This is a genomic window from Hymenobacter sp. APR13, assembly GCF_000737515.1.
Taxonomy (GTDB): Bacteria; Bacteroidota; Bacteroidia; order Cytophagales; family Hymenobacteraceae; genus Hymenobacter.
The window spans coordinates 3,567,166-3,593,066 of the sequence record NZ_CP006587.1 but is presented as its reverse complement, the minus strand read 5'-3'; the positions used below and the strand labels follow the sequence as shown (position 1 = coordinate 3,593,066).

The following is a 25,901-nucleotide window of genomic DNA, read 5'->3' as shown; positions in this document are numbered from 1 at the left end:
CCTTGATCAAACCGCTGGCTGGCGCGCTTTGCGCCCGGCCATGCTGGTTGAGTTGGTTGTGGAAAAGGCGACCGGAAGTTTCCGGCCGCTTTTTTACGTTTCAAGGGGTTGTGTTTGAATAGCTTCTCTTCTATTGCTGATCGACAGGTAAATGAGCCTTTAAAAGATCAAGGCCCCGCTTTCTTTGGAAAGCGGGGCCTTGATCTTTTAAAGGGAAGCCTTGCAGATTTACAGCTTCGCCATTTCGTCGCGCACAAAGTCGGCCAGGGTGCGCAGGTACTCGGTGCTGAAGTCGAAGCGGATGCCGGCAGCGGCATAAATCTCGCCGATGGGCGCGGTGTAGCCCAGCGCCAAAGCGCGCTTGTAGGCCGCCAAACCCTGCTGCGGATTCTGGCGGAAGTTGCGCCACACGGCAATGGCCCCGAGCTGCGCCATGGCGTACTCGATGTAATAGAACGGCACTTCGTAGAGGTGCAGCTGCTTCTGCCACAGGTAGGGCTTGATGCCTTCCAGGCCCTTCCAGCTCACGGTGCGCTGGTTGAACTCGTCGAATACCTGCTGCCACTGCTGGTGGCGCTGCTCTTCGGTGTGCGTAGGGTTTTCGTAGATCCAGTGCTGAAACTTGTCGATGGTGGCCACCCAGGGGAAGGTTTCAAGCACGCCTTCCAGGTGCGTTTTCTTGGCGCGGCGCAGCTCGTCGGGGTCGGTGAAGAACACGTCCCAGTGGTCCATGCTCATCAGCTCCATGCTCATGGAGGCCAGCTCGGCCACTTCGGATGGCGGGTGCTTGTCGGCGCCCAGCGGCAGGTTGCGGGTCAGGAACGAATGCACGGCGTGGCCGCCCTCGTGCAGCATCGTTACCACGTCGCGCAGCGAGCTGGTGGCGTTCATGAAGATGAACGGCACGCCGGTTTCGTCGAGCGGGTAGTTGTAGCCGCCGGGGGCTTTGCCCTTGCGGCTTTCCAAGTCGAGGTGGCCCATCTGGCGCATGGTGCGCAGGCATTCGCCCAGGTACGGGTCGAGGCGCTGGAACACGTCGATAGTCTTTTCCAGCAGCTCGGCGCCCGTTTCGAAGGGCCGCAGCGGGGCTTTGCCGCTTACGTCCACGTCCAGGTCCCAGGGGCGCAGCTCAGGCAGGCCCAGATCCTGGCGGCGCTCCAGATCGAGGTCGTCGATGAGCGGCACCACGGTTTCGCGGATGGCCTTATGGAAGTTGAAGCAATCCTGCGGGGTGTAGTCGAAGCGGCCCAGCGCGGCAAACATGTAGTCGCGGAAGTTGGCGAAGCCGGCGTTCAGCGCCACCTGGTGGCGCAGCCCAATCAGCTCGGTAAACAGCGCGTCGAGCGGCTCCGAGTCGCGGAGGCGGCGGGCCTGAATGGCGCGGTAGGCGTCTTCGCGCACGGTACGGTCGGTGCTCTTGAGGCGGTCGGCGGCGCGGGGCAGCGTTACCTCCTCGCCGTCGAGCGTGACGGTCATGGCGCCGGCAATGGCAGCGTACTGCTGCTGCTTGGTGCTGATGTCGGTTTTGAGCGGAATGTTCTCGGCGCGGTAGATTTCCAGCGCCTGCCGCACCGAGCGCAGAAACACGCGGTACTTCTGCGGATCCAGCTCCGGCAGAAATTCCGAGGCCAGCATCTTCTCGTTGAGGGCGTGGTCGTAGGGCGCCACGTTGGGCTCAATCTCGCTCACGAAGTACTGAAACGCCGTGCTGCGGGCCTCGTCCTGGGTGTCGCAGGTCATGCGGATGTAGCGCCAGGCCAAGTCTTCGCTCAGCGCCGACTCCAGTTCCGAGCGGTCGAGCAGCCAGCGCTCCAGCTCCGCGCCGGAACCAATGGCCCGGTCGCGTAGCTCCACAAAAAAGGGCTCCAGCGCCGCCCAATCCGTCACCAGGTAGTCTTCGGGCAGGTAGTGGCGGGGCGGGCGCTGGGTATCAGTAGCCGAAGCAGTCGGCAATTCAGAGGAAGTAGACATAGAAGCTCGGATACGGGGAAATGGGCGGCGGGGGTGGCACCCCGACATTTTCACAGTCGGGGCATCCCTATTGTTGCGGATGACTGCAACGAAGGCCGTTCAACGGTAGTGGTACCACGAGGCCCTACGGGCAACTCGTGGCACCACAGCGGTGGCTACAGGCACTAGTCGATTTCGATAACCACGTCGCGGGTGAGCGGGTGCGCCACGCACACCAGCACGTAGCCCTGCTTCATCTCCGAGTCCGACAGGCCCTCGCGCTCATCCAGGTGGACTTTGCCCGAGAGACACTTACCGCGGCAGGCCGTGCACAGGCCGGCCTGGCACGAATACGGCAGGTCGATGTCCAGGTCGAGGGCGGCTTCCAGAATGGTCTGGCTGGGCTTCACCTCAAACTGGTACTCGGTGCCTTCGTAGTTCACGGTCACGTTGCGGGTCACGAGCTGGCCGTCGTCGTCGGCGTCCGACACGTCGCCATGGCCGCCAGGCTGGGCGGCGGCGGTTTCCTGCGTGTCTGCGGCGGCCACGAAACTCTCGCGCCGGATCTGGGCCTGGGGCACGCCCAGCAGCTCCAGCGCCGATTTAGCTTCGGCCATCATGCCGTCGGGGCCGCAGAGGTAGTAGTCGGCCTGGGCGGGCGGGGCCTGGTGGCGCTGCTCCAGAATGCGCAACAGCATGGTGCGGTTGAGGCGGCCGGTATGCTGGTGGGCGGCCACCGGGCCGGTGGGCTGGCTGTACACGTGCTCCACCTGCAGGCGGCCGCCGCTCTGGGCTTCCAGCTGGCGCAGCTGCTCTCCGAATATCACCGAGGCCTCGTTGCGGTTGCCGTACACCAGCAGCACCTGGCTGCGGGGCTCGTCGCGCAGCACGGCTTTCAGCATGCTCATGAGCGGGGTGATGCCCGAGCCGGCCCCTACCAGCACCAGCGAGCGGGCGGCAGCGGGGTTGGGCGTGAGCGTGAAGTTGCCGAGCGGGGCCATGGCCTCCAGCTGCTGGCCCACGCGCACCGTGTCGAGCAGGTAGTTGCTGACGAGGCCGCCCGTTACGCGCTTCACCGTCACGGACAGGCGCGGCGCCTCGCTGGGCGTGCTGCTGAGCGAGTAGGCGCGGCGCTCCTTTTTGCCGCCCGGCCCGCAGGGCAGAATCAGGGTCAGGAACTGGCCGGGGGCGCTGGCAATGGGCTGACGACCGGGGGCTTCGAGGTGAATGGTAACGGCGTCGTTGGTTTCCTGGGTGAGCTCAACAACGGTAAGCGTGAGGTACGTACTGCTCATTAGAGACTTAGGGGCTTGGGGACTTGGGAACTTGACCGGAAAGCCTGCGCAAGTTGGCGGTAGCCGCGTGCAGACGTGGAATAAGGGCTGCAAAGTACGGGATTCTATAGCGGATGCTTTAGCTTGCGGCCCCACTGCCCGGCGTATAAAATATTGCCTTGCGGCTATGCCGTATGACCGGCCGGCCTTGCCCCACGGCCGTAGGCCGGGGCACCTGGGTAACTCCTTTCATTTTCATCTTGTTCAGAAGTATGCTTGCTGATCTGCTCGAACGCCACCAACACGAATTCCACCCCGTTCTGCCCGTCGACCTGAATGCTGCCGACGTAGCCCGCCTCGACTTCACGGCCCACAACCCCGTGGTGCGCGACGCCGACCTGCGCGATACGACTGCCTTCGAGACGCTGGTAACGCAGCTGCTGGCCGACCAGAACGCGCATATCGGCGTGGGTGGCTACCTCGAAAACCGCGTCATCTACCGCCGCAGCCCCGGCCTGTTCGGCGACCCGGCCGTGCCTGCCCGCTCCCTGCATCTGGGCGTAGATGTATGGCTGCGCGCCGGCACGCCCGTGCTGGCCCCGCTGGATGCCACCGTGCACAGCGTGCAGGACAACGACAACTTCGGCGACTATGGCCCCACCGTCATCCTGCAGCACACCCTCGAAGACACCACGTTCTACACGCTCTACGGCCACCTGAGCCGCCGCGAAACCGCGCTGCTCCGCCCCGGCATGGCCATCGAAAAAGGCCAGACCTTCACCGAAGTCGGCCCCGCGCCCGAAAACGGCGACTGGCCGCCGCACCTGCACTTCCAGGTGATAGCCGACCTGCAGGGCCGCTCCGGCGACTTCCCCGGCGTGGCCTTGCCCGAGGAGCGCGAGCAGTGGGCTGCCCTATGCCCCAACCCAAACCTGATTCTGCAGAGCCGCTGGTTGTAAGCTATATTCAAACAAAGAGGCCCCGCAGCAGTGCTGCGGGGCCTCTTTGTTTAGTCGAACTTGATAGCCGTGACAGGCTTGATGCGGGAGATTAGGTAAGTAGGAATCAGCACGGCCAGCAACGAGGTGGCAAACACGGCGGCGTTGAGGATGACGATGATTTTAGGGTCCCAGAAAATCGGCACCCGGTCCATGTAATAGTTCTCGGGGTCGAGCGGGATGAGGTGGGTGTAGTACTGCAGGGCGCAGAAGCCCAGCCCCACCAGGTTGCCGTAGAGCATGCCGCGCAGCGTCAGACTCAGGCCCCGGAAGAAGAACATGCTCCGGATCTGGCGGTCGGTGGCACCCACGGCCTTCAGTACCCCAATCATATTGGTGCGCTCAAGAATCATGATGAAGATGGTGGCCACCATGTTGAACGTGGCCACAAAAATGATCAGAATCAGGAAGATGATGACGTTGCGGTTGAGCAGCTGCAGCCAGTCGAAGAGCTGCGCGTACTGGTCCGTGATTTTGTCCAGTTTGAGGTCGTAGCGCAGGTTTTCGTAGAGGTTTTCGGCTACGGGGTCGAGGCGGTTGAAGTCCTTGAGCACCACTTCCACGCCGCCTACCAGGGAGTCGGGCCAAGCGTTCAGCTCCCGGATCTGGCGAATGTCGCCGATGACGTACACATCGTCGAACTCGTCGAGGCCGGTCTGGTAGATCCCCTTCACGGTGAACTTGCGCACCCGCGGCGGATTCTGGATGAAGTAGAACAGAGCGTCGTCGCCGACCTTGAGGCGCAGCTTGTCGGCCACCTTGCGCGAAAGCAGAATGTCGTTGGAAGCCGTTGAGTCGGGGAAGGTCAGAAACTTGCCCGACTGCAGGTTTTCGCGCATCGGCGATTTGCCGTCTTCCTCCGAAATGCCTTTCAGCACCACGCCCAGCACCTCATCCTTGGTTTTGATGATGGCCGTTTTGCGGGCGAAAGGCTGAATGGTCTGCACCTGCGGAAAGCGGTGCAGGTCGCGCACCAGGCGGGGCCCGCCGATGGGCTCCACTTCCAGCGAATTGTTGGTGTCGTACTTGCTGATCTGCAGGTGCGCGCCAAAGGAAAAGATCTTGCTTTGGATTTCGTTGCGAAATCCTTCGAGGATAGCAAAAGACACGATCATCACCGCAACGCCCATGGCAATGCTGATGATGGCTATCTTTGTCACCGACGAGGTAAAAGACCCCGAGTCGGCTCCGTCAATCTTGTGGGATATGTACCGCGAGACGTTCACTGCCGTAAAGCTACGCGTCTACGGTCAGTTTCCTAGCTTCGTTTCCTGATGCCGATATCCAATTTCTCCGGGCTGCTGAGCACTGCGCTCCTGCTCGCCAACTGCAGCGCCACCGCGCCCACCCAGCCTGTCGCTACTGCGCCAGTTGCTTCCCCTTCTGCCACAGTGGTTTCGGCGCCGCAGGTGCTCACCGAGCCGGCCGCCGGCCTGCGCATGGGTGCCGCCCAGTTTGAGCGGTATCTGCCGCTGCTGAAGGGCAAGCGTGTGGGTTTGGTGGTGAACCAAACGGCGCTGGTGGGCCGCGCCTTCCTACTCGACACACTGCTCACCCAGGGCGTAGCGGTCAAGGCCGTATTCGGGCCCGAGCACGGCTTCCGGGGCGAGGCCGCCGACGGCGCCACCATCAAGGACGGCAAAGACGCCCGAACCGGCCTGCCGGTACGCAGCCTCTACGGCGCCACCAAAAAGCCCACGCCCGAAATGCTGGCCGACGTGGACGTGCTGGTATTCGACATTCAGGACGTGGGCGTGCGGTTCTACACCTTCATCAGCACCATGCACTATGTAATGGAGGCGGCCGCCGAGCAGGGTAAAGAGGTGATTGTGCTGGACCGCCCCAACCCCAACGGCTGGTACGTAGACGGGCCGGTGCTGGAGCCGCAACACAGGTCGTTTGTGGGCATGCACCCCATTCCGGTGGTGCACGGCCTTACGGTGGGCGAGCTGGCCAAGATGATCAACGGCGAAAAGTGGCTGGCCGGCGGCAAGCAATGCCGCCTGACGGTGGTGCCCGTGCAGGGCTACACCCACGCCACCCGCTACGAGCTGCCGGTGCGCCCCTCCCCTAACCTGCCCAACGCTCATTCCGTGAGCCTCTACCCCACCGTCTGCCTGTTTGAGGGCACCGACGTGAGCGTGGGCCGGGGCACCGATATGCCGTTTGAGGTGATTGGAGCGCCTACCCAGCCCGCCACGCGCCCGTTCCGCTTCACGCCCAAGCCCAACACCGGCTCGCCCACGCCGCCCCAGAACGGCAAGCAGTGCTACGGCCTCGACCTGCGCAGCTCCGACAACGAGGTGGGCTTCACGGTGAAGTATCTGCTCGATTTCTACCAGCAAAGCACCGCCAAAGACAAGTTCTTCGGCAAGTACTTCGAGCAGCTGACCGGCACTTCCACCATTCGCCAGATGATTGTGGCCGGCAAGACGGAGCCGGAAATCCGGGCTTCGTGGGAGCCGGCGCTGGGACAGTACAAAGCCATGCGGCAGAAGTATCTGTTGTATCCGGAGAGGTAACGCGAAGTTCCACTTCGCGCCCCAGCGCCCCAACTGGCCGGCTTTCGGAAGCCAATTGTTCACTACTCCGCGAAGTGAAGCTTCGCGTTACGCTTTTCTATGACTCCCCTCCGCATCATCTTCATGGGCACGCCGGAATTTGCCGTTCCGACGCTGGAAAGCCTGCTAACCTGGGACGGCTGCCAAGTGGTAGCCGTCGTGACGGCGCCCGACAAGCCGGCCGGGCGCGGCCGGCAGCTGCAGGGCTCGGCCGTGAAGCAGGCCGCCGAAGCGCATAACCTGCCCGTGCTGCAGCCCACCAACCTGAAGTCGCCGGAGTTTCAGGCGGAGCTGAAGGGCTACGCGGCCGATTTGCAGGTGGTGGTGGCTTTCCGGATGCTGCCCGAGGCTGTCTGGAACATGCCGCCGCGGGGCAGCATCAACATTCACGCCTCGCTGCTGCCGCAGTACCGCGGGGCGGCGCCCATCAACTGGGCCCTCATCCACGGCGAAACCCAGACCGGCGTCACGTCCTTTTTCCTGCGCCACGAAATAGATACCGGCGACCTGATTTTCCAGGACGTGGTACCAATTGCCGACGAGGACGACTTCGGCTCGCTCTACGAGAAGCTGAAGTTGGCCGGCGCAGCCCTGGCGCTACGCTCGGTGCAGGCCATTGCGGCCGGCACGGCACCCAGCCTGCCCCAGCAGGAAAGCGCGGAGCTGCGCGCCGCCCCCAAAATCCAGAAGGAAACCGGCCGACTGGATTTCAACGAGTCGGCGCCGGCGCTGGCCAACCGCGTGCGGGGCCTCTCCCCCATCCCCACGGCCTTCACCCAGCTGCCTGACGGCCGCACGCTCAAGGTGTTCCGCGCCCAGCCCTTCGACGACGAGGAAGCCAGCGGCCCCGATACGGGCGGCATCGGCACTTGGCACACCGACGGCCGCACTTACCTGCGCGTGCAAACCGGCAGCGGCCTGCTCAGCCTGCTCGACGTGCAGCTGGAAGGCAAAAAGCGCATGCCCGTGCAGGAGTTTCTGCGCGGGTTCAACGCGGCTTCTCTGTCAGTCTGAATTCGTCGTCTGTCAGTCTGAGTCCGACTGAAATGTGCTTCTGACCACAGCAACTCACTAATCAAAACGCATGGTATCCTTTGTAGTAGCTACGGCCGAAAACAACGTCATCGGGCATGATAACCAGCTGCTCTGGCACCTACCCGACGACCTCAAGCATTTCAAGCGCCTCACCCAGGGCCACCCCGTCATCATGGGCCGCCGCACCTACGACAGCATCGGGCGCGCCCTACCTAACCGCGCCAACATCGTCATTACCCGGCAGCAGGACTGGCAAGCGCCGGGCTGCGAAGTGGCGTATTCGGTGCCCGCCGCGCTGGAGCAGGCCGCCCAGCTCGATGAGGAAGTATTCGTGATTGGGGGCGCCGAAATCTACCGCCAGGCCATGCCGGCCGCCGACACCATCTACCTCACCGAAGTACACCATAGCTTCGAGGGCGACACCGTGTTTCCGGAGCTCAACCACACCGAGTGGCGCGAAGAGTCGCGCGAGCGGCACGAAGCCGACGAGCGGCACACCTACGCCTTTAGCTTCGTGACGCTGCGGCGGCGGTAGGCAGTTGTCAGCAACATTCTGTACATATAAAAAGGGCCGCCAAAATTGGCGGCCCTTTTTATTGGGTATTACCTAGCGTTACCCGCTTAGCGAATCAGGACGATCTTGCCCCAGTCGTTTTTGAAGGCCCGGCGGTCGGCCTCGGCGCTGGTGGCGCGGCGGCTGAACTTGCTGGTCGGGTCGTCGAGGATGACGCGGTACAGGTAGGTGCCGTTGGCCAGCCGGTCGCCGTAGGTGTCGGTGCCATCCCAGGCGTAGCCCGTAATGTTGTTGCCGATGCGCAGCGGACCCTTGGCCGTAATGTCTTCCATCATGATTTCCTTCACCACCCGGCCCGTGAGGGTCAGGATCTGGATTTTCATGTCCCGCGGTAGCTCGGCGCCCGTGAGCGTAAACACGAACTGGGCTTTGCTGGTGACGGGGTTCGGATACGGGAAAACGTTGGTGATAGTGGAGGCATTCACCACCTCAAACGTCACGCGGTACGGCTCGGAGCCGGCAGGCTTGTTGGTAGCGTCGCGGCCCTGCACCTCCAGCGTGTAGATACCGTCGGCCAGTGCCTGGGTTTTGCCGATGTCCAGCGTCAGCACCGCCAGGCCTCTGGTCGAGTCCGATTCGAAGATGACGTTGGAGCCGTTCAGGTTGAGGCGGGTGGCAGTGGTCTGGCCGGGCGCAGTCAGCAGCACGTCGAAGTTGTTCACGTCTTTGATGCGGCGCAGCCGGTCGTCGTCCTTGAGCTGCACGCGGATGATGGGCGTCGGCGACACAATTTCGCCGTTCAGAATCCGGCGGCCATCGAAGGCCACATCCAGCACCGGCGGCGTGTTGCGGTCGTCCACCTGGAAGGCCGGCAGCAGCAGTTCGTTGTTGAAGAAGTACAGCTCGGGCAGGGCCTGTGGCTCGGCCGCCGTGGCTGGCCGCGGGTTCACCACCACGTTGCCGCTGATGGAGCCATCGAGGCCCACCACGTTCACGCTGGCGTTGAAGCTCACTTGCGAGTTGGCTGCCAGCGGCCCACCGGGCACATCTACCAGCGTCGTGCGGGTGGCCCCGCCGTTGCTGAGCGTGATACGCGCCTTCAACGCTCCGCTGAAATTGATGGACGATACGTTTTCAAACACTACCGGCACCGTTACGCTGCCGGTTGCGGCAGCCTGCCGGGCCAGAGTGGCGGCGTCGTAGGCCGTGGCGGGCGTGGCCAGGTCGCGGCGCACGATGCCTTCGGGTACGCCCTGGTAGGTTACCAGCCACTGCTCCAGCTGCGGCGCCGTGCGATTCACAGTGTCGCGCAGGGTCAGCACCAGCTTCAAGTACGGGTACTGCTGCGCCGAGATGCCCGCCAGCGACAGGCTACGGCTCATGACGTTAGCGTTGAGCACGCTCTCCACGTCCTGGGCATTGATTCCCACCAGCTGCAGCGTGTAGCTGTCGGAGGCGTCGGGCAGGCGCACGGTGTGGTAGAGCGTTTCCCACTGCCGGGCGGGCCCTATGCGGGTAGACGACACCGTGCCGCTGCCCACGCGGGTTCCGATTTGGCCGTTCAGCGTTACCACCTGGCTGCTGCGCGGTGTTGAGCTGGTAGGGTCGGCGGTTACTTCCTGGGCCGGGCGGGCGTTGGGGCCTTTCTGCACCAGCAGCGCGTACGGGTCGCCATCCTGCAAGCTGTTGATGCGCGTGGCACCCAAGCCAGCCAGCACCGTTTTCAGCGAAGCCGGGAAGGCGGAGAAGTTCACCTTGTTCATCGACAGCAGGGCTATGTAGTCGCCGGGTTGCACGTTGGTGAGCAGCGCCTGCAGCTGCGCCTGCCGGGCGGGTGTATTGATGTTGTCGGTACCGCCGGCACCTCCTTGTGCAGCAAAATGGTAGAAGCGCAAATCACCTTGTCCGCAGGAGTCGTAGAGGCCGCCCCCCACATTGCGCACGGGCCGCAGCGTGCGGCCGTTGAACACGGCCACCATGATATTGGGTCGTGACACCGCGCAGTTACCAGTAAACGGAGAGGTAGCTGCCGTAATGCCGTCGGTTATTTCGTTGAATGTAGCTCCGGCACCGGTGCCGCCACCGCGCGTCACCATTGTTATGGCTTGGTTGATTTCGGCGAAATCCCAGCGGCCGGAAGGCGCGGCTACCATCACGCGACCAAGCTGATTGCGCTTGAACTGGCCGTGGTGACTCTGCGACCACCCGCCCGGGGTGCCTGGAATCACACGGAACGAGCTGGTGGCCCACTCCGGATTTTCGTTGAGCGTAGGGTCGGGCGTCTGGAAGCGCAGGCGCCAGTACCATACCACACTGTCGCGGCCCGCAAGGGTGGGCAGCGTGGGGCGCCAATCGGGCACCAGCGTGGTCGTGACGGTGCGGGTCTGCTTGAGGCCGCTGTTGAACGTGGGCACGGTATCGAGCTCCATTTCATAGGACCGCGAGGTGCCGCGGGGGTCATTGGTCTGGCCTACCAGGCGCAGGCCGGCAGCGGGCACAATGGCAAATTCCGGCGGCCAGAGCGTCGTGACGCCGCCCTGCAGGAAGTTGAAGCAGGCCTGGCCGCTGTTGTTGGTTTCCGACAGTTCCGCAATGCGCTGCTGGTAATCCAGCTCTACCTGGAAGCAGTTTTCGCCGAACACGTTGCCGGCGTTGGGCAGCACGAATGCGTACGTAGTATCGCGCCAGGCCTGACGTACAGTAAAAGTATACACGTCGGGGGCGCGGGTGCCGGCGCTGGTGGTGGGGTAACGCCGCGTGATGCGCACGTCCAGCGGATCCGTCGTGATTTTGCCGGGGTTCTTCACGTTCACCACCACCTTCAAGCTAGTAGCCGACGCCTGCAGTGGCCCGGCCCCGATGGGCTGGATCTGCACGTCGCCGGGCTGGTTGGCAATGAAGTCGGGCTTGTCGGGAGCGTAGAAGCGCAAGGCCGGATCACCGAGCCACACATTGATAAATGACAAAGCCAAAGCTGAAGCACCACCACCAGATTGGGCTAGCATGCGCCGGGATGCCTCTGCCTGTAGCACAGTTATAGGCTTACCGTACCAAGCCGGCTCGTTGAAGGCTACTTTATAAAAATTGGTGGTAAACAGATCCAAATCAAAGGCAAATGCCTCATCTGAAGCGGCCATAAATCCTACGGCACCTTTGTTTTCAGAGAAAATCCAGTTCTCAGAAACTGTCTTTCCTATTACATTCCGATCCACGGCGTTGGCCGCGCAGCCGTTCAGCAGAAATACCGGGTACTTGCCTGGATTGTTGTACCCTTTTCCCGCGTCGCTGGGATCCCCAAAATTCAGGTCATAAGCGGAAGTGGAGCCATGCCCAAAATAGGTTACCAACGACACGCCAGCATTCACCTCCGGTGCAATCGTAATACTTACCGGGAAGGGGCTAGCAGCACCAGCATCGGAGCGTCTGTATGTTTTCAGCACGGTACCACCAAATAGAGGCTTAGCTGCCAGTTGGCGATATTTTTCCATGTACCCTTCGAAAATAGGGTACTCCTCTGTTTTCTGCCCACCTACCATGTGCACAATATTTTTGCGCCAAGGTTCAGCACCCAGCGCTTCGTGTGCCTTAAGCTTGTTCAGATAGTTTATAATATCTGTTGGGTTGGTTGCCGAGAGCCTACCGGTGGGCATCCGAGCAATGTAGCTGTTGTTTTCCCAGTCGGCCGAAAGAAAGTTGTCGGATCCGCTGCGAGTTGTAGCAGGTACTAAGTCAAGAGCTGGTGCAAGCCGGTCACGCCGGTATTCCCCAACTATCAGCCCTTTGCCGAGTAGCAGTAGATAGTTGGTCTGCGCAGTTGGAGAATTAGCTAGTTCCCAGCGCACATAATTACGCATGGCTCCTACTGACTTTTCTCCATAATGGAACTGGTCATAAAGCTGCTGCGAAGTAACTACAACCGTATCGTAGCGGCCGCCAGTTGTAGAAGCACGGTAAGTAGCATAAGCACGCACTGCATCAACACCACCAACTGGCCGCATTAGTAACGGATGACTAATGATAAGAAAGTTGCTGGCAGCAGCATTCAGCGTACGGAAGCGCACACGCATAGCGGGGCGGGGCACAGATGCTACGGCCTCATCAGCGAGCAAAAGGTTACGTGTGCGGCTAGAGGCGTCAGGAAACACGTAACCTTTGCGCTGGCCCCCTAAGGTAGCTCCGGCAATCCGCTGCACATTGTAAGGGTCCGTGATATCAAAGCCAACGACTGTAGCCGGAATAGAATCCAGTGCATAATAAGCCGGCCCAGCCAAGGTAGAATCATTATGAAAGGCTACATGCTTGCGCCCAGCAAACCAACGACTGTTCTGGGCGTAGCTATAATGCGCATAAGCTACTCTAAATCGGTTGCTATTAGCCGCTGGTGGGTTGCCTGTTACGTTAAAGAACAAATCTATTCGGCCTGCTGCATCAATATCACTTCGCTGTAGAGGTAATTTTACTAGCTGTTTATTATAATTATTGAGTACCACACGTCCCAATAGACGCTTTGCTGTAGAACCCGGTAAGGAAACCGAAATGTCAACTGAACGCTGTCCGTTCCAGCCGCCCACCATCATCACCTCTACTGCTGGGGATGGGCCACTGCTACTACGGCTCCAAAGCGAATCGGTAAGTGCTCCAGCAGTAGGGTTATTACTATTGCCACCAAAGGCAAGTGATAGAAAGCCTTCACCGGCCTCGCCCCAAGGGAAGTAAACGTTGGATTCATCATCTACATAGGCATTAGCATATGTAAATTGTTCTAGCTCGCGACTGATACGATGTGGATGGGGCGTAACAGTGGCAGGCACCGCTGGCTGTGCCATCCGCTTACCATTACTTGTCGCCGACCAAGTAAGAAAATAAGCGGCGGTGTCGGTATAGAGGCTATAAAATTGATTGGGTTGGGTGGCGGCGCCACCTTTATAAATAGCCTGATCGAGCTTGCCGTCGTTGCGCTGGCCGTAGAACTCGAAATAGGTGGTGGCGTCGAGTGTGGTTTGGTTGCCGCCGCCGAAGATGGCCACCTCGCGGCCGCGCCGCCAGAGCTGCACCCGCTGCGGGTTTACGCCGCTGATGCCCGCCTGCGCCAAGTACTGCTGGTCGAGGCGGTAGAGGCCGTCTTTGAGAATCTTGATCTTATAGTACTGCTGGCTGGGCACAATCCACTCGTTGCCGTAGAGCGTCTGGGCGGAGGCGGAGCCGGCAGTCAGCAGGCCTAGCAACACCAGACACCAGCTCAGCAGATAGCGAAGTCGGTAAGGTTGTGTCATATAGTAACGTAGAAACGTAGTGAGAGAGAAGTGCCGCGCCAACTCGCTTGGCGCGGCAATAGGTTCCACTGGCAGTCTTATTTGATGCCGTAACCCAGCGAAACAATAATGTTGTTGGTTTGGGTGCGGCCGGCCAGCTTCTCAATGGCCAGCTGCGACAGGGCCACATCCAGCCGCAGGCCGCTCAGGGCCACGCCTACGCCCAGGCTGGGCTGCACCTTCCACTCCTCGGAGCCCGAGAAGGCCTGGATCTTCTGCACGTTGCTCACGCCACCGCGCAGGAATACCAGGTTTTTGTAGCCGATTTCCAGGCCGGCGCGCGGATCGATGCTCACCAGCTTGCCCGATACCAGCGTGTTGCGCTGCCCGTCGGTGGTCAGGTCCAGATCCACGGCAGCCAGGGCTGTGAATTCGCCGGGCAGCTTCACCAAGCGGCCTACGCCCAGCACAAAGCGGGGCAGCGTGACTTCGGTACTGCCCTTGGGCACGCTGCTGCCGGTAGAGTCGCCGGCAATGGGGCGCAGCTTGTCGGAGTTGATGGACCAGGCGTTGACGGTGGTGGTGATGTCGCGGGCCATAAGGCCGAGGCGCCAGTTGCCTTTGTCGTACTGCACGCCCGCGTCGATGCCGAAGCCCCAGGCGTTGGCAAACTCGCCGATGTTGCGGTAGATGACCTTGGCGTTGGCCCCCACTTTCAGGCCCTCAATGTTGCCGAGGCGCCGCGCATACGACAGCATCAGGGCGTAGTCGGCCACCGAGAAGTACCGGATCCGGTCGTACTGGATGTAGCCGTACTCGTTGATCAGGTCCCGGGTGTCGGCAATGTCGTCGACGCCCAGACGCACGACGCTCACGCCGATGGCGCTTTTGTCGTCGAGGGGCATGGAGAAGGCGCCGTAGTCGTTTTTCACGATGCCCGAAAACAGCTCGGAGTGCATGAGCACGGCATCGTACTTGGCTTTCTGGTCGAGCAGGCCGGCTGGGTTCCAGTAGCCGGCGGTGGCATCGTTGGCCAGGCTGACCTGCACTTTGCCCATGCCCAGGGCGCGGCCCCCGACACCGATGTTGAGGAATTCGTTGCTGTACTTGGGCGTGGTGTCCTGGGCAACGGCCCGCTGCGAAGACAGCGCCAGCAACCCACCAACCCCCAGCACTACAGGAGCAATACGGAAAATGTGCGACATAGAAAACAAGCTAAAAACGGCTAATCCGATTCACAACGCAAGTTACTAACTAATAGTGCGCCGTGACTTCGGGGGCTCGATAAACCCGCCCCCGCTCCGCGTGGCTACTGCCCGCAACCAGCCGGATTCTCCGGCACTTACGCACCCCTACCCTTCCCGGATTCCGGGCGTGGCCGTCGGCGCAGCCCTCCCCAAATGGCCCGGCTGGCGGCAAATAGCGCCCTGCCAGCCAATAGCCCATTATATGGGATCCTTCACTGACTCTGCCACCAGCCCGGCCAGGCGCCCGTCGGACGGTCAAACCGTTTTTTTTCGGCCGAAATCTGCTGCTGAAAAATATTTTCTACCAGTACCTTGCGTTGCATAGTACCTTCCGTTATATTTGTCTCATTCTTCACCGATATCTGCCTCAGCCCATGAAAGTCGAGAACACCCAAGTGCAGATGCGGAAGGGCATCCTGGAGTTCTGCATTCTGGAAATCATTGCCCGCGGGGAGGTGTATGCGTCTGATATGCTCGAAGAGCTCACTGCTGCCCGCATGATTGTGGTGGAAGGCACGCTCTACCCGCTGCTGACGCGCCTCAAAAACGCGGGCCTGCTGGACTACACCTGGAAGGAATCCACCTCCGGCCCACCCCGCAAGTACTACACCCTCACGCCCGACGGCCAGGAGTTTCTGCACCAGCTGCGCCTGACCTGGGAGGAAGTCCAGGACTCCATCCGCATCATCCGTCAGAAACCGCACGCCCCGGCCGCCGCCACGCCGGCCCCGCTCACGGTAGCCCCGCCGGACGCGCCCTCTCCTCCTGACGCGCTGCTCTAACGCACCGCCCCCAACCCGTTTTTCTTGACTAGTTGCAGCACTGAGATGAAAAAGAACATCAGCATCAACCTTCAGGGCATGATCTTCCACATTGAGGAGGATGGCTACGAAGTGCTTAGCCGCTACCTGGCGGAAGTGAAAGCCCACTTCAGCGGCTACCGCGGCCACGAGGAAATTGTGGCCGACATCGAAGGCCGCATTGCCGAGCTCTTCGCCGCCCGCCTCTCCGGCCTCAAGCAGGTCATCACGCTGGACGACGTGGAGGCCATGACGGCCAAAATGGGCCGGGTGAGCGACTTTCAGAGCGCCGACGACGCCGAAGAAGAGGAAGAACTGCTGGCCGAGGCCGTAGCTAGCGGCTCGGCCCAGGGCACCTACGCCGACGGCACTGCCGGTGCCGGCCGCCGCGCCAAGTCCGGCCCCGAAACCGCCGATACCGCCCAGGCCGCGCCCCGGCAGATGTACCGCGACATGGCTCACCGCAAGGTGGCTGGGGTGGCAGCCGGGCTGGCGCACTACTTCGGCACCAACCCGCTCTGGATTCGGATTGCCCTGCTGGTGTTGCTGCTGGCCGTGCCCGCAGCGTTCGACGATACGCCCCTCAACCAGTTTGGCGAGCGGGTAGCGGGTATCACGGTGCTGGCCTACATCATTCTGTGGGTGGTGCTGCCCAAACGCTACGACACCACCGACCCCGACACCGACCCGGCGTTTAAGAAGCTCTACCGCGACACCGACAACGGCAAGGTCGGCGGGGTTTCGGCCGGGCTGGCGGCTTACCTGCGGGTAGATGTGGTGGTGGTGCGCATTGCCTTCCTGCTGCTGCTCATTGCCGGCAGCCTGGGCTTCTGGCTCTACATCATCCTGTGGATTCTCTTGCCGGAGGCGAAAACCGCCTCCGACAAGCTCCGCATGCGCGGCGACGCCGTCACGCTCTCGGCCCTGGATGAAAACCTGCGCAACAACCCCTACGCCGCCGGTTCGGAGACTAGCCCCGTCAACAACCGGCCCGTGGGCACGTTCCTGGAAGACTCGTTCAGCAACGTGCGGCCCGTCATCAATGGCATTGGCTCGCTGATCCGGGTGGTGGCCGGCGGCATCATGGCCCTCACCGGCTTTGCCATCCTGCTGAGCGTGGTTATTGCGCTGGGCATCGGCCTGGGGCTGATTTCCTCTTCCGACAACCTGGATTTCGGCCCGCTGCAGCCCTTCCTGCTCTTCAATGACATTTCAGTGTGGGCCGTGCTTTCCTTCTTCCTGCTCACGGCCATTCCGGCGCTGGCCCTGATGCTGTCGGGCCTGGGGCTGCTGCTGCGCCGCTCCGTGCTGAGCCGCACGGCGTCGCTCACGCTGCTGGGCTTGTGGCTGCTGGGCATCGTGGGTAGCTCGGTGGCCGGCATCCGGGTGGGCCGCGAGTTTCAGCGCGAAGAGGAAATCACCCAGACCACCACGCTCGACCGCCTCAGCAGCCCTCGCCTGGTGCTGGAGCGCCGGCAGCTCAACAACGACAAGTGGGTGGACCTCGACCTAGTAGGCATCGACAGTGCCCAGGCCCCGCGCCTGGAGCGCATCATCGCCGCCAAGGGCGCTACCGATTCGCTGGCCCGCCGCACGGCAGCCACCTCCACCAGCCACAATGTGCGCGTCCTCAACGACTCGACCCTGAGCGTGGACGACCACTTCACCTACCAGCCCAACGCCCGCTTCCGCGACCAGCAGATGCGCCTGCGCCTGCTAATGCCCCGCGGCCGCACCTTCCGCATGAGCGAGACGTTTGCCGACTGGCTTGATTCCGACAACTACGTGAACGGCCGCGAGCCCCAGCGCCCCGAAAACGAGGTATTCCGCATGCAGGGCAACAAGGTGGAGTGCCTCAGCTGCTCCGCCGATGACCTGCGCGAGCAGGACGCCTCCAACTCCGACGACGAAGACTACAACGACGGCCGCGACGACTCCGACGTGAAACTGAGCTTTGACCGCGTGCGGTCCATCAACGCCGACGAGGACGCCTACGGCTCCGGGCGGGAGAGCTTCAACGAAACCGACTTCAACGAGGTCAACATCGTGGGCGGCTACCGGGCCATCATCCGGCAGGGCAGCACCTACACCGTGCGCGCCGCCGGCGACGACCGCACCCTGCGCGACCTGAAAGTCACCCGCGACGGCCGCGAGCTGACCATCAGCCCCCGCAACCGCGACCTGTTCGATTCCCGCAGCGGCGACCAGGACCAAGTGCTGCTCATCATTGAGCTGCCCGAGCTGAACAACCTGAGTTTGGTTGGCGGCACCCACGCCGAGGTTAGCGGCTTCAATTCCGGAGACCTTCGCGTCACGCAGGCTGGGGGCAGCAAGCTGCGCCTGACCGGCACGCTGCAGCAGCTGCAGCTGGAGCTGGCCGGCGGCTGCCAGGCCGCCCTGCAGGGCAGCGCCGACGAGCTGAAAGTAGACGGCGCCGGCGCCTGCGAAGTGGCCGCCGCCGAGTTCACCGCCCGCCGCGCCGACATCGACGCGGTAGGTGCCACCAAGGTGCGCCTGCACGTGACGGATGAGCTGCGGGCCGAGGCCATCGGCGCCAGCCTCATCGAGTACAGCGGCAAGCCTACTACCATCCGCCGCGAAGCGCTGGGGGCTGCCTCCGTCCGCAGCGTGGAGTAGCCGCGCCCGGTGCGGGCCAGCCTACATTGGCTCGCACCGCTGGCGTGGATCTGGCCGGCCTCAGCAAAGTGTGCCTTCACGTGGCAGATAACCTGAAAGCCGACGCCATCGGGCCCGGCATGGTACAACAACGGCAGCCCGCACAACGAGGGAAAAGATATCGTTGGGGCTTCCTGCGTCAGTGCCGTGTGTAAATAACTGCTACTTCATGCGGTCCTCACCCGGCTGGCAACACTTTTGCTACCGGGACCCACAATTGTTTTCAGGCAGGCAACCTTGCTGTTCCAACGTGCATCTATCTGCCTGAGTGACCCAAAGTGTCTTTTTCTGGTGAGTGAAAGACTGGTCGAGAAAGTCCTCTTACCTACTGTGCTGCAACCAGTAGATAAGGGGCTTTCTCATGTTTGGGCCTGAACAAATAGTGGTTCTATTCGCCTAACCGGGCGCCCGATTAGGTTCCTTCCCTCCTGTTATCCTCCCATCTATGAAGCCTCTTATTTTCGCGCTGGCGCTGGCTCCAGCCGTTTCGTTTGCGCAATCTGCCACGCCTACCTATGACCAGCTGATAAACCAGAGCGGCGCCCAGATGCAAACCAAAGACTTCTGCGCGGCTGCTGCCACCTTCGAGCAGGCTTTCCGGCCCGATAGCACCCGCGCCAATGAGTTTGAGCTGTTTAGCGGGGCCATAGCAGCCGCCAACTGCCCGGCGCGCCGCCCGCTGGCCTGGCGCTGGCTAGGGCAGCTGAGCCGCCACCGCCCCCTGAGCATGCAGCCCCGCGACCTTGACAACGTCGCCAACGACCCGATGCTGGCCCCGTTGCGCACCGAGGCCGCTTGGCCGCGCTGGCTGGCCGCCATGCGCCAGGCCCTAGCCCAGCAAACCGCTGACGCCCGAGCCGCCAGTACCCGCTGGATAGCCGAAACCCAGGCCCGCACGCTGCCCGCCTACAACGGTAAAGCCCGAACGGCCGCCACGCCCGGTTTCGCTCTCTACTTCAGTCCGGTACCGGCCGATACCGTTCGGATGCCTTATCTGGTGCGCGTGCCGGCCGGCTACGATCCGGCCAAGCCAGCCCCGGTGGTGGTGTATCTGCACGGCGGCGTGGTGAACACCAAGCAGTTTGGCTATGCCGACCGGGACGTGGCAGAAGAAACGATTTTCGAGGTGGCGCCCGCCAATGCGCTGGTGGTGTATCCGTTCGGACGGGCCAGCTTTGGCTGGGTCACGCAACCGGCCGCCTTCGCCCAGATCGAGCGAATCCTGGCCGAAGTGCAGGCCCGCTACCGCACCGACGGCCGCCACACGGTACTCGGCGGCATGAGCAACGGTGGCAGTGCCGCCCTGTGGTTTGCCAGCCAGCGCCCCGCTTCTTTCAGCGGGTTCTACGCGTTGTCGCCTGCGCCGGTGCTGCCGCTGCAGGCCAGCTACGGCCGCTTAGGCCAGGACAAGCCTTGCTACCAGCTCAGCGCCCAGGATGACTCGTTGTATAAGTACTCGGCCGTGAAGGCCACCTACGACGCCCGCCCGTCGCAGGCGGCGCAATGGTTTCTGCAGACCCTGCCCAGCGGCGGCCACGGCTTCCTCTACCGCCCCGAGGGCCCGGCGCTGCTCCGGCAAACGCTGGCCACGCTGTGCGCCCAGCCGCCCAAACGCTAGGCCGCGCTGGCGCTAAATAGAATCTGGCTGACAGCACAGCTGGCCTCCCAAGCTGGCTGGCCGGCTGTGCCTATTCTGCAGCGGGTACCGGCGTCAGGCCTTTGCGCGCCCCCAGCTCCAGGAGTAGCGCAAACGCCTCGTCATGCTCGTTGCGAATCTTGCCTTCCAGGATGGCTTCCAGCAGCGCTTCCTTCAGCTCGCCCACGTCGCGGGACGGCTTCAGGCTGAAGGTGGCCATGATGATTTCGCCGGTGATGACGGGCTTGAAGTTGCGCAGGTGGTCTTTTTCCTCCACCTCCTTCAGCTTCTGCTCCACCACGTCGAAGTTGCGCAGGTAGCGGTTCTTGCGGTCGTAGTCTTTGCTGGTGATGTCGGCGCGGCACAGCAGCATCAGGCGGTCGATGTCGTCGCCGGCCTCGAACAGCAGGCGGCGCACCGCCGAGTCGGTCACGATTTCCTTGCTCAGGGCAATGGGGCGCAAGTGCAGGCGCACCAGCTTCTGCACTTGGCGCATCTCCTCGCCCAGCGGCAGCTTCAGGTCCGTGAAGATGCCCGGCACCCAGCGGGCGCCCTTGTCTTCGTGGCCGTGGAAGGTCCAGCCCACGCGTGCATCAAAGCGCTTGGTGGCGGGCTTGGCGATGTCGTGCAGGATGGCCGACCAGCGCAGCCACAGGTCGCCGCCGGCCGCCACCACGTTGTCGAGCACCTGCAGGGTGTGGTAGAAATTGTCCTTATGGGCGTGTTTGCCCACTTTCTCCACCCCCTGCAATTGGGCCATCTTGGGGAAGATGAGTTGCAGCAGCCCGCAGCTGAACAGCAGCTTGAAGCCGTAGCTGGGCTTCGGGGCCATGATGATCTTGTTCAGCTCGGTGGTGATGCGCTCCTGTGAGATGATCTTGATGCGCTCCTTGTTGCGGGCCAGGGCGTCAAACGTGTCGGGGTCGATGTCGAAGTCCAGCTGGGTGGCAAACCGGATGGCGCGCAGCATCCGCAGCGGGTCGTCGGAGAAAGTCACGTCGGGGTCCAGCGGCGTACGGATGATGCGGCGCTGCAGGTCGCCCATGCCGTCGTAGCGGTCTACCAGCTCGCCGTAGGTGTCAGGGTTGAGGCTCAATCCCAGGGCGTTGATGGTGAAGTCGCGCCGGGCCAGGTCTTCTTCCAGGGTGCCGGCCTCCACTTCGGGCTTGCGGCTTTCGGCGCGGTAGCTTTCCTTGCGGGCGCCCACAAACTCCACTTCAATCTCGGGCGTGGGCAGCATGGCCGTGCCGAAGTTCTTGAACACCGTCACGCGGGGCCGGCCGGGCAGCTTGCGCCCCACGGCCTGGGCTAGCGCAATCCCGTCGCCGACGCACACCACGTCCACGTCTTTGCTGCCGCGCTCCAGCGCCAGATCCCGCACGTAGCCCCCAATCACATAAGCCGGAAACCCCAGCTCGCCGGCGGCTTCGGCAATGGTCTGAAACAAGGGCAGGCTGGGGAGCTGTGGGTTTTTCATGCTGGTCAGAGTGAAGCGCAAAGGTACGGCCCCGGCTGCATCAGCCTACGCCGGCGGTGCAGGATTCTTGCCGGCAGGTTTCCAGCCAGAGTTGCAGGCTCCTGCCACCGCGGGCGTCCGCCAAAATAAAAAAGCGCCTTCCAACTAGTCGGAAGGCGCTTTCGCAAGATGATGTGAGCTGCCGATTACTGCTTGGCAGGCACTTCTTCTACCATTTTGTTGGCTTCTTTGTCTACCACAACGGCCGTGTCGCCAGCCTCGGTAGCCATATCGGCTTTCACGTCAGCGGCGGCATTATCGGTAGCATTTTCTACAGCGTCGCCGGCATTTTCGGTAGCATTGGCAGCATCGGTGGCAGCGCTTTCGGCAGTGGCTTCAGCGTTTTCCTGGGTTTTCTCCGAGCACGAAGCCAGAGCGAATGGAGCGAATGCAGCCAGAACGAGCAGGGATTTGAAGGTCGTTTTCATAAGTACAAACAGAGTTGGTGATGGATGTACGGTTTATAGCCCAATCGATTAAACGTAACCTGCTTTCACCCTCCCATCCCCGAAATAGGCGTTGCCGGTTGCTATATAGCGGCAATCAGCTTGTACCGATTTTATGACGCTCTGTCCCTGAAATGCGGCGTTCGAGGAGGTTTATATTGAAGTCTTAGCCGGAAAACCAGACGTTTGGGGTGTTCTAACTGTCTTCCTGATCTGCACCTAAGCCATGGCCTCTTCCCTGTTTTTCGCTCTGTCTGCTTCGGCTCTGCCCGTCCGGCTGCTGCTGGCCACACACATTGCGGCCGGTACCACGGCCCTACTGGCCGGGCTGGTGCCAATGCTGGGCCGCAAAGGCGGCGTCTGGCACGTGCGGGCTGGCCGCCTCTATGTCTACTGCATGCTGGCCGTCGCCCTCACCGCCGTCGGGCTATGCCTGCTGCAGCCCCTGACACTGAGCCGGCTTTTCCTGACGGGCGTGGCCATGCTGAGCTTCTACCTCAGCTTCAGCGGCTGGCGCGCCGCCCGCCGCCGCAGTGCCAGCCTGGCCCGCCCAGACCAGTTGCTGGCTGTTGTGGCCTTGCTGGTCGGGGTGCTGATGGTAGGAACTGGGTTGTGGTTGCAGGCGGTATTGTTCGCGTTTTTTGGCGGCCTGATCTGCCTGTTTGCCGGCCTCGACACTCGCCAGAGTTTGTTTCCAAGGCCGGCCGAGCAAGCCGAGCCCTGGATGCTGCGGCACCTTGCGCGCCTCGGTGGCTCGTATATAGCGGCCTTCACGGCTTTTCTGGTTGTGAATACGGGCCGGGTGCTGCCTGCTGATGCGCCCGCCTGGCTGGGCACGGCCGTCTGGATTGTTCCCACGCTGGTAGGCAGCCTGCTGATTGCGCGCACCGTGCGCCATTATCGGGCCCGGCTACGTCATTCTGCCCGCCCATAAGAGCGGAACTGGGGCTGACAGCTTAGTCGCGGAGCACTTCCAGGCTACCATCAGGCAGCACGCGCACCACCCGCGAAGGGGCGGCGCGCGTGGTATCGTCCTGGCGCCAGTAGGCTACGTAGTCGGCTTTGCGCACCAGGGCCGGGTTGATTTCCGTGTACAGGGCGGGCGTTGGTTCGCCGCTCAGGTTGGCCGACGTCGACACCAGTCCGTGGCCCAGCCGCCGCACCACCAGCCGGCAGAACTCGTCGTTGAGCACAACGCGCAGGCCGATGGTGCCATCCGGGGCCAGCAGGTTAGGCGCCAGGTGCGGGCTGCCGGGCACCACGTAGGTGGTAGGCCGCTGCTGGGTGGCCAGCAGCTCCGGCAGATTGGGCGGCACCACGGCGGCGTAGCGGGCAAACATCTGCTCATCGGCCACCAGCACAATGCAGGCCTTGTTGGCAGGGCGGTTCTTGAGCTGATAGATTTTCTCCACAGCCCGCGGCAGCTCGGCATCACACCCCAAACCCCACACCGTATCGGTCGGATACAGAATGACCTGCTGCATCAGCAGTGCATCCACAGCGGCATCTACTTCTTCACGGAGGAATCGGGGGCTCATAGGGATTAGGGATTAGGGATTAGGGATTAGAATATGCGTCAGGAGTTCAGGAATACCTAATCCATAGGCCCTGATTCCTATGCCCTAAAGCCTTATACTACTTAATGGTCTGGCACAGTTCCACCAGCACACCGCCGGCTGATTTGGGATGTACGAAGCATACCAGCTTGTTGTCGGCTCCCGGCTTGGGTTCTTCATTGAGCAGTTGGAACCCCTCGGCCCGTAAGCGCGCCATTTCGGCCCGGATGTCGTCTACCTCAAACGCAACGTGGTGAATCCCGGCCGGCTTCTTCTCCAGAAACCGCGTAATGGCGCTGTCGGGCGAGGTGCCGGCCAGCAGCTCTATCTTGGAGCCTCCCACCTGAAAAAACACCGTATCTACCGCCTCAGACGCTACATGCTCGCGCTTGTAGGGCTCCTGGCCCAGCAGCGTGGTGTAGAGCGCCGTGGCGGCTTCCAGATCAGGTACGGCTAAGCCTAAGTGTTCGAGGTTGAGGAGCATGGTGGGGTTGTAAAAGTGCCGCCGCCGGATAGCGCGGCTTGTTTGGATTTGTTCTACTTTTGCAGGTGCAAATGTGGGAAGAAATGAAAACCTGTTTAGCGGTTTTTGTGTTCTACCTGCGAAAGATTCTCCGCTGAAACCAGACCCCGAGCCATGCTCAAGCTACCTATTTACCTCGACAACAACGCCACCACGCCTCTCGATCCGCGCGTTTTGGAGGCGATGATGCCGTACCTGACAGAGGTATTCGGCAATGCGGCTTCCCGCAACCACCCCTTCGGCTGGGCTGCCGAGGAAGCCGTGGATTACGCCCGCGAACAGATTTCCGGCCTGATCAACTGCGACCCCAAGGAGATTATCTTCACCTCAGGTGCTACCGAGTCCGATAACCTGGGCATCAAGGGCGTGTTTGAGATGTATGCCCAGAAAGGCAACCACATCATCACCACCACCACCGAGCACAAAGCCGTACTCGATACCTGCAAGCACATCGAGAAGCTGGGCGGCAAGGTAACCTACCTGCCCGTCGACTCCGAAGGCCTCATCAGCCTCGCTGAGCTGGAAGCTGCCATGACGCCGGAAACCATCTTGGTGACCATCATGTACGGCAACAACGAGACTGGTACCATCCAGCCTATCCGCGAGATTGCCGCCATTGCCCACAAGCACGGCGCCCTGTTCATGACCGACGGCACCCAGGCTGTAGGTAAGATTCCGGTAGACGTGATTGCCGACGGCATCGACCTGATGGCCTTCACGGCCCACAAGATGTACGGCCCGAAAGGTGTAGGTGCCCTGTACGTGCGCCGCAAGAACCCACGCGTGAAAGTGACGGCCCAGATGGACGGTGGCGGCCACGAGCGTGGTATGCGCTCCGGTACGCTCAACGTACCCGGCATTGTAGGCTTGGGCAAAGCCTGTGAGTTGGCCAAGCAGGAAATGGCGGCCGACACGGCCCGCTTGAGCACTCTGCGCGACCGGCTGGAGAAAGAACTGCTGACACTGGAAGAAAGCTACGTGAACGGCTCGGTAAAACACCGCCTGCCCCATGTAGCCAACATCAGCTTCAAGTATGTGGAAGGCGAAGGCCTGATGATGGGCGTGAAAGACCTGGCTGTATCGTCGGGTTCGGCCTGCACCTCGGCTTCGCTGGAGCCCTCCTACGTGCTGAAGGCCCTGGGCCTGAGCGACGACCTCGCCCACAGCTCGCTGCGCTTCGGCCTGAGCCGCTTTACCACCGATGAGCAAATCGATTACGCCATCAACCACGTAAAGGAGGCCGTCACCAAGCTCCGCGAAATGTCGCCTTTGTGGGAGATGTTCAAGGAAGGCATCGACCTCGACAAAATCGAGTGGGCTGAACATTAATAGTGCTTATTTCTTGGTTGTCAGGGCGTAGTTTGCACTCCGCATCAACAGTCAAGTTTTGTCCTAAGCACTAAGCACAAACAACTAAGCACAAACAACAAAAGCCATGGCTTACTCCGATAAAGTAATCGACCATTACAGCAACCCCCGCAACGTGGGCACGCTGGACAAGAGCAAGAAAAACGTAGGCACCGGCCTGGTAGGCGCGCCTGAGTGCGGCGACGTAATGCGTCTGCAGATCGAGGTTGACGAAACCACTAACACCATCACCGACGCCAAATTCAAAACCTTCGGCTGCGGTTCGGCCATTGCTTCGTCGTCGCTGGCGACGGAGTGGCTGAAAGGCAAGACCGTGGACGAGGCCTTGGCCATCGACAACATGGAGATTGTGGAAGAGCTGGCGCTGCCGCCCGTGAAGATCCACTGCTCGGTGCTGGCCGAAGACGCCATAAAATCCGCCATCAACGACTACCGCGTGAAAAACGGGATGCCGGAGCTGGAAATGGCCAAGTCGCACCACTAAGTTGATTGTTGAATAGCTGAATTGTTAAATGGCTGTCTGCTTTACGAAAAGTTGGAAGGCAACTA

At 61.7% G+C, this 25,901-nt stretch carries 20 protein-coding genes; 11 read left to right on the top strand and 9 right to left on the bottom strand.

Annotation, left to right across the window (positions count from 1 at the left end):
* Positions 1-228: 228 nt before the first annotated feature.
* A complete protein-coding gene (locus N008_RS15015; protein WP_044017154.1) occupies positions 229-1,971 on the bottom strand; it encodes a M3 family oligoendopeptidase in 1,743 nt (580 codons plus the stop codon).
* Between the two features lie 164 nt (positions 1,972-2,135).
* Positions 2,136-3,245 carry a ferredoxin--NADP reductase gene (locus N008_RS15010; protein ID WP_044017152.1) on the bottom strand — a complete coding sequence of 370 codons (1,110 nt, stop codon included), beginning with the start codon at positions 3,243-3,245 and terminating at the stop codon, positions 2,136-2,138.
* Between the two features lie 251 nt (positions 3,246-3,496).
* Between N008_RS15010 and N008_RS15005 the strand changes: the two genes are divergently transcribed.
* Entirely contained in the window at positions 3,497-4,183 is a 687-nt protein-coding gene (locus N008_RS15005; RefSeq protein ID WP_044018871.1) for a peptidoglycan DD-metalloendopeptidase family protein, read from the top strand.
* 50 nt (positions 4,184-4,233) lie between these two features.
* On the opposite strand, the gene N008_RS15000 is transcribed toward N008_RS15005, so the two are convergent.
* Positions 4,234-5,382 (bottom strand): ABC transporter permease, encoded by a 1,149-nt coding sequence (locus tag N008_RS15000; RefSeq protein ID WP_231569723.1) that lies wholly within the window; start codon positions 5,380-5,382, stop codon positions 4,234-4,236.
* 114 nt (positions 5,383-5,496) lie between these two features.
* Here N008_RS15000 and N008_RS14995 point away from each other — a divergent pair, with 114 nt between their 5' ends.
* The 3 genes from N008_RS14995 to N008_RS14985 all read left to right on the top strand — a co-directional run bounded on the left by N008_RS14995 (position 5,497) and on the right by N008_RS14985 (position 8,353).
* Positions 5,497-6,744, top strand: a complete 1,248-nt coding sequence (locus N008_RS14995) for an exo-beta-N-acetylmuramidase NamZ domain-containing protein (RefSeq protein WP_044017148.1) — start codon at positions 5,497-5,499, stop codon at positions 6,742-6,744.
* 99 nt (positions 6,745-6,843) lie between these two features.
* Positions 6,844-7,797, top strand: a complete 954-nt coding sequence (gene fmt, locus N008_RS14990; RefSeq protein ID WP_044017146.1) for a methionyl-tRNA formyltransferase — start codon at positions 6,844-6,846, stop codon at positions 7,795-7,797.
* Between the two features lie 70 nt (positions 7,798-7,867).
* Positions 7,868-8,353, top strand: a complete 486-nt coding sequence (locus tag N008_RS14985; RefSeq protein WP_044017144.1) for a dihydrofolate reductase — start codon at positions 7,868-7,870, stop codon at positions 8,351-8,353.
* A gap of 86 nt (positions 8,354-8,439) precedes the next feature.
* Here the strand turns inward: N008_RS14985 and N008_RS14980 are convergent, their stop codons facing one another.
* Positions 8,440-12,399: a C25 family cysteine peptidase gene (locus N008_RS14980; RefSeq protein ID WP_262489721.1), complete on the bottom strand. Its 3,960-nt coding sequence runs from the start codon at positions 12,397-12,399 to the stop codon at positions 8,440-8,442.
* Between the two features lie 828 nt (positions 12,400-13,227).
* Here N008_RS14980 and N008_RS23600 point away from each other — a divergent pair.
* Positions 13,228-13,554 carry a hypothetical protein gene (locus N008_RS23600; RefSeq protein WP_044017140.1) on the top strand — a complete coding sequence of 109 codons (327 nt, stop codon included), beginning with the start codon at positions 13,228-13,230 and terminating at the stop codon, positions 13,552-13,554.
* A gap of 128 nt (positions 13,555-13,682) precedes the next feature.
* Here the strand turns inward: N008_RS23600 and N008_RS14970 are convergent, their stop codons facing one another.
* The gene (locus tag N008_RS14970) at positions 13,683-14,789 is read right to left on the bottom strand and encodes a PorV/PorQ family protein (protein ID WP_052381597.1); all 1,107 of its coding nucleotides are present in this window, start codon (positions 14,787-14,789) and stop codon (positions 13,683-13,685) included.
* A gap of 416 nt (positions 14,790-15,205) precedes the next feature.
* Between N008_RS14970 and N008_RS14965 the strand changes: the two genes are divergently transcribed.
* The 3 genes from N008_RS14965 (at position 15,206) to N008_RS14955 (ending at position 19,925) form a co-directional block, all read left to right on the top strand.
* Positions 15,206-15,613, top strand: a complete 408-nt coding sequence (locus N008_RS14965) for a PadR family transcriptional regulator (RefSeq protein WP_044017138.1) — start codon at positions 15,206-15,208, stop codon at positions 15,611-15,613.
* 45 nt (positions 15,614-15,658) lie between these two features.
* Positions 15,659-18,268: a PspC domain-containing protein gene (locus N008_RS14960; protein ID WP_044017136.1), complete on the top strand. Its 2,610-nt coding sequence runs from the start codon at positions 15,659-15,661 to the stop codon at positions 18,266-18,268.
* Positions 18,269-18,752: 484 nt separating this feature from the next.
* A complete protein-coding gene (locus tag N008_RS14955; RefSeq protein ID WP_044017134.1) occupies positions 18,753-19,925 on the top strand; it encodes an alpha/beta hydrolase-fold protein in 1,173 nt (390 codons plus the stop codon).
* Positions 19,926-19,995: 70 nt separating this feature from the next.
* On the opposite strand, the gene N008_RS14950 is transcribed toward N008_RS14955, so the two are convergent.
* Positions 19,996-21,420, bottom strand: coding sequence for a CCA tRNA nucleotidyltransferase (locus N008_RS14950; RefSeq protein WP_044017132.1), 1,425 nt, complete (start codon positions 21,418-21,420; stop codon positions 19,996-19,998).
* A 185-nt stretch (positions 21,421-21,605) separates the two neighbouring features.
* Positions 21,606-21,887, bottom strand: coding sequence for a hypothetical protein (locus tag N008_RS14945; RefSeq protein WP_052381596.1), 282 nt, complete (start codon positions 21,885-21,887; stop codon positions 21,606-21,608).
* 244 nt (positions 21,888-22,131) lie between these two features.
* Here N008_RS14945 and N008_RS14940 point away from each other — a divergent pair, with 244 nt between their 5' ends.
* Positions 22,132-22,839, top strand: coding sequence for a DUF2306 domain-containing protein (locus tag N008_RS14940; RefSeq protein WP_052381595.1), 708 nt, complete (start codon positions 22,132-22,134; stop codon positions 22,837-22,839).
* A gap of 22 nt (positions 22,840-22,861) precedes the next feature.
* On the opposite strand, the gene N008_RS14935 is transcribed toward N008_RS14940, so the two are convergent.
* Both N008_RS14935 and mce read right to left on the bottom strand, forming a co-directional pair.
* On the bottom strand, positions 22,862-23,443 hold the full coding sequence (locus N008_RS14935) for an L-threonylcarbamoyladenylate synthase (protein ID WP_052381594.1): 582 nt from the start codon (positions 23,441-23,443) through the stop codon (positions 22,862-22,864).
* A 97-nt stretch (positions 23,444-23,540) separates the two neighbouring features.
* Entirely contained in the window at positions 23,541-23,945 is a 405-nt protein-coding gene (mce, locus tag N008_RS14930) for a methylmalonyl-CoA epimerase (RefSeq protein ID WP_044017130.1), read from the bottom strand.
* 153 nt (positions 23,946-24,098) lie between these two features.
* On the opposite strand from mce, the gene N008_RS14925 reads away from it, so the two are divergent.
* Positions 24,099-25,313 (top strand): IscS subfamily cysteine desulfurase, encoded by a 1,215-nt coding sequence (locus tag N008_RS14925; RefSeq protein WP_044017128.1) that lies wholly within the window; start codon positions 24,099-24,101, stop codon positions 25,311-25,313.
* A gap of 106 nt (positions 25,314-25,419) precedes the next feature.
* Entirely contained in the window at positions 25,420-25,836 is a 417-nt protein-coding gene (gene iscU / locus N008_RS14920) for a Fe-S cluster assembly scaffold IscU (protein ID WP_044017126.1), read from the top strand.
* The last annotated feature ends 65 nt before the right edge of the window (positions 25,837-25,901 follow it).

Excerpts from the sequence above, each read along its gene's own strand:
- N008_RS15015 (WP_044017154.1), bottom strand. The coding sequence starts at position 1,971 with ATGTCTACTTCCTCTGAATTGCCGACTGCTTCGGCTACTGATACCCAG.
- N008_RS15010 (WP_044017152.1), bottom strand. The coding sequence starts at position 3,245 with ATGAGCAGTACGTACCTCACGCTTACCGTTGTTGAGCTCACCCAGGAA.
- N008_RS15005 (WP_044018871.1), top strand. The coding sequence starts at position 3,497 with ATGCTTGCTGATCTGCTCGAACGCCACCAACACGAATTCCACCCCGTT.
- N008_RS14995 (WP_044017148.1), top strand. The coding sequence starts at position 5,497 with ATGCCGATATCCAATTTCTCCGGGCTGCTGAGCACTGCGCTCCTGCTC.
- fmt (WP_044017146.1), top strand. The coding sequence starts at position 6,844 with ATGACTCCCCTCCGCATCATCTTCATGGGCACGCCGGAATTTGCCGTT.
- N008_RS14985 (WP_044017144.1), top strand. The coding sequence starts at position 7,868 with ATGGTATCCTTTGTAGTAGCTACGGCCGAAAACAACGTCATCGGGCAT.
- N008_RS14980 (WP_262489721.1), bottom strand. The coding sequence starts at position 12,399 with ATGCGTGTGCGCTTCCGTACGCTGAATGCTGCTGCCAGCAACTTTCTT.
- N008_RS14970 (WP_052381597.1), bottom strand. The coding sequence starts at position 14,789 with ATGTCGCACATTTTCCGTATTGCTCCTGTAGTGCTGGGGGTTGGTGGG.
- N008_RS14965 (WP_044017138.1), top strand. The coding sequence starts at position 15,206 with ATGAAAGTCGAGAACACCCAAGTGCAGATGCGGAAGGGCATCCTGGAG.
- N008_RS14960 (WP_044017136.1), top strand. The coding sequence starts at position 15,659 with ATGAAAAAGAACATCAGCATCAACCTTCAGGGCATGATCTTCCACATT.
- N008_RS14955 (WP_044017134.1), top strand. The coding sequence starts at position 18,753 with ATGAAGCCTCTTATTTTCGCGCTGGCGCTGGCTCCAGCCGTTTCGTTT.
- N008_RS14950 (WP_044017132.1), bottom strand. The coding sequence starts at position 21,420 with ATGAAAAACCCACAGCTCCCCAGCCTGCCCTTGTTTCAGACCATTGCC.
- N008_RS14945 (WP_052381596.1), bottom strand. The coding sequence starts at position 21,887 with ATGAAAACGACCTTCAAATCCCTGCTCGTTCTGGCTGCATTCGCTCCA.
- N008_RS14940 (WP_052381595.1), top strand. The coding sequence starts at position 22,132 with ATGGCCTCTTCCCTGTTTTTCGCTCTGTCTGCTTCGGCTCTGCCCGTC.
- N008_RS14935 (WP_052381594.1), bottom strand. The coding sequence starts at position 23,443 with ATGAGCCCCCGATTCCTCCGTGAAGAAGTAGATGCCGCTGTGGATGCA.
- mce (WP_044017130.1), bottom strand. The coding sequence starts at position 23,945 with ATGCTCCTCAACCTCGAACACTTAGGCTTAGCCGTACCTGATCTGGAA.
- N008_RS14925 (WP_044017128.1), top strand. The coding sequence starts at position 24,099 with ATGCTCAAGCTACCTATTTACCTCGACAACAACGCCACCACGCCTCTC.
- iscU (WP_044017126.1), top strand. The coding sequence starts at position 25,420 with ATGGCTTACTCCGATAAAGTAATCGACCATTACAGCAACCCCCGCAAC.